Here is a 2920-nt window from a genome sequence, read left to right on the forward strand (position 1 = left end):
TCTTCAGGTACAGCGTACCATAAGTCCCTGTAATTTCAGCTTCATCCCCGGTGCCACCAGTGAATGCAAGCGGTGCCTGTACCCCTGCACCCGCCGCGCCATCAACCACAGCCAACAGGGCCGTTTCGTTCTGGTCATCGTCAGCCCAGGTACCGGACACAACGCCAGACACTTCGTTGGTGCCGGCCTCGTTCACGCCCACCTCAACCAGTGGTGTGGCGTTGGTTTCCGTTGCCGAAATAACCGGCGCGTCGTTGGTGCCATTGATGGTGATGGTGATATCGACCGTCTCATCCGCGTTGGATGCGCCGCTGTCGTCAGACACTGTGACCGCATAGACTTGTGTCAGGCTGTCCCCATCGCCGAGGAAATTGATGTCCGCATCCGAAACCGTAAAGGTGTAGCCGACCGTGTGGGCGGATTGATCCACTGCGCCAAGAGTCAGGGTGCCATAGGGCGACGCAACAGTGCCCCCAGACCCGTCTTTGACTGTGGCGGACTGCATCGCACTGTGCAGATCAGCGGTATCAAGATCCGAGAATGAAACGGTTCCATTGGTCGTCAGTGGGCTGCCTTCGGCGGGCTCTCCCGCATTGTCAGCCAGTTCGGTGACACTGCGCTCATGATCCGGGGCCATCGACGTAATCACAGGCGTGTCGTTGGTGCCGGTGATTTCAATCGTCAGATCAGCCGTGTCGCTTGCCCCGTCCGGATCAGCAACGGTGTAGGTGAAGGTCTCATTTACGACCTGCCCATGCTCCAGCGCCTCGGTATCAGCATCTGTATTGAGCAGCGCGTATGTCCAGCTGCCATCGCCGTTCATCACAAGGCTGCCATAGGTCCCGGTAATCGTGGTCGCACCGCTGATGGTAGTTCCGTCCACATCCGTGACGGTCAATTCCGTAACATCCGCGACCGGGAGCAGATCCTGATCGGTGTCATTGGTTAAAACATTGCCCATGGTTCCAGGCGTGCCTGGAATTCCAGCCCCGGATTCAACAACAGTGCCAGTGTCAGAGTCATCTTCGCCAACGGGCGCTTCGTTCACACGAATGTTGATCGTATTGGTGAGCTCGACTGATCCATTGACCTTGTTCAGCGCCTGCACCTGCATATGGAAATAGCCAGGTGCCGCAGGATCGAAATCCGCAGGGACATCAATCCCGGTGGTCGAGTCCAACAACCATTCAAGGTTAATTGATTCTTGGAATACGGATTGGGCCAAGAAATCCGCAGGCGCTGGGTAAGTCCCCGGGAAAGCTGTAGATGCGGCGACTGCGACATCATCCAAGGTGAATGTAATCAGCACCGTACCATCTGGATCGCCGTTCGCATCCGCGTTCGAGAGTGTGAATACATAGTCCCGGTCACCCAAGGTCCCGCCGGACCCATCGGTATTTGTGCCAATGGACACTTGGAAGTTCCAACGCGCCACACCATCGTCAAAATCGCCAACAATGCCATTTTCCTGTGGCGTACCCCCTGCGGCACCCGCAGGCACAACGTAATCGCCGTTTGCATCAATGGGGGAACCGCCAGTGTAACGCAGTACTGCGTTCAGGCCGATTTCCACACCAGCGGCATCTGCGCTGTCGGTCGCAACATTCCAGCTGCTGTCATCCCCCGGGATCCCGGAGCCAATCAACAGATCGCCGCCTGCAGTTAGAACCGAAGCGTTCAGATTGCCTGCAGGCGTGATCGTATCAGCGTCAGCAACGGCGTTTACTTCGAAATCAAGTGAGGCCGGCGTTGTTGTCGCACCATCGCTCACCCCATACGTCAGCGTGACAGTGCCGTTGAAATTCTGCGGCAGGGACACTTCAAAATTTCCGCCCCCCAGATCGGTGACAGAGCCCGCGCTTGATGCCGGGGTTCCGCTCAATGCCAGAACATCACCGGTATCGACGTCGGTCCAGCCTGCCAGAAGGTCAGCTGCTGTAAAGGTATAGGTGGTATCTTCGGTACCATCGACCAAAGAGGTGGCTGTACCTGTCAATTCCGGCGCATCATTGGTGCCGGTGATTGTCATGGTCACTTGCTGCGTTGCTGTCGCGCCTTTGCTGTCTGTCACGGTCGCCGTGAAAACATCGGTCACGACCTGACCTTGGCTCAGGTTTGCGGCAGAGGCGTCGTTAAATGTGTACGTCCACACGCCAGTGGTGGAATTGATCGCAAACGTGCCATAGGTACCGGCCGCGTCGCCGCTCCATGTGTGGCTGTCATCTGCATCCGCATCCGAGAACGTCAATGTCCCTGTTGCCAAGGGCAGATACCCATTGGCCTCGTCCCATGCAGTAGACAGATTCACAGCGCCTTCATTGCCCGAATAAATCGGGCGCGTCAGCAGGTCATCAATACCAGCAGCGGTCATCGCAGCGGTGATTGCTGCGTATGTCGCCGGGTGATCTGTGTCAGGAGACGCCGGATTGTTAAAGCGTGAGGTTAAGGGCCCATCGTTCAAATTACCCAGCAGATTGTCGTGCATGCTTTGCAGACGATCAGGATCCATCCCGCCATCAACGCCATCTGGTGTGAACTTTGCCACGACGTCGGTCAAAGGACGTCCACCAGCATTCAGATATTTCGCGTACTCAATACCCAGGTAGACAAAGGATTCATTGGTATCTTTGTTGGAATACCCCACCACACCATAGATATCATCCAGGTAGTCCCAGACCTGAGCAATCGCGTCCGCCTGAACCGCATCAGCTGGCAGGTCGTTTGCCAAGATGCTGGTCAATATGGTTGCAACACCTGAACTGCCGTTGGTGACGAACAATGCATCCAATGTTGTGTTCAGGTCCAGCTCAGGCTCAAACGATCCCAATGGGGCTTCGTCGGCTTCGTTGAAGCCATACAGCACGCCACTTTCGAATGCGGCACCCTGCGCATCTGACAGGGTCGAAGTAATAACAGGCTG

Annotated in this window: 1 protein-coding gene; it reads right to left on the reverse strand. The window is 56.2% G+C overall.

The genetic code is table 11. The features are described from left to right. Positions 1-2920, reverse strand: a 2920-nt coding sequence (locus tag ABWV33_RS22385; RefSeq protein ID WP_353333958.1) for a VCBS domain-containing protein, incomplete at both ends; no start/stop codon positions are given.

Source organism: Phaeobacter sp. NW0010-22, assembly GCF_040365955.1.
Classification (GTDB): domain Bacteria; phylum Pseudomonadota; class Alphaproteobacteria; order Rhodobacterales; family Rhodobacteraceae; genus OMPR01.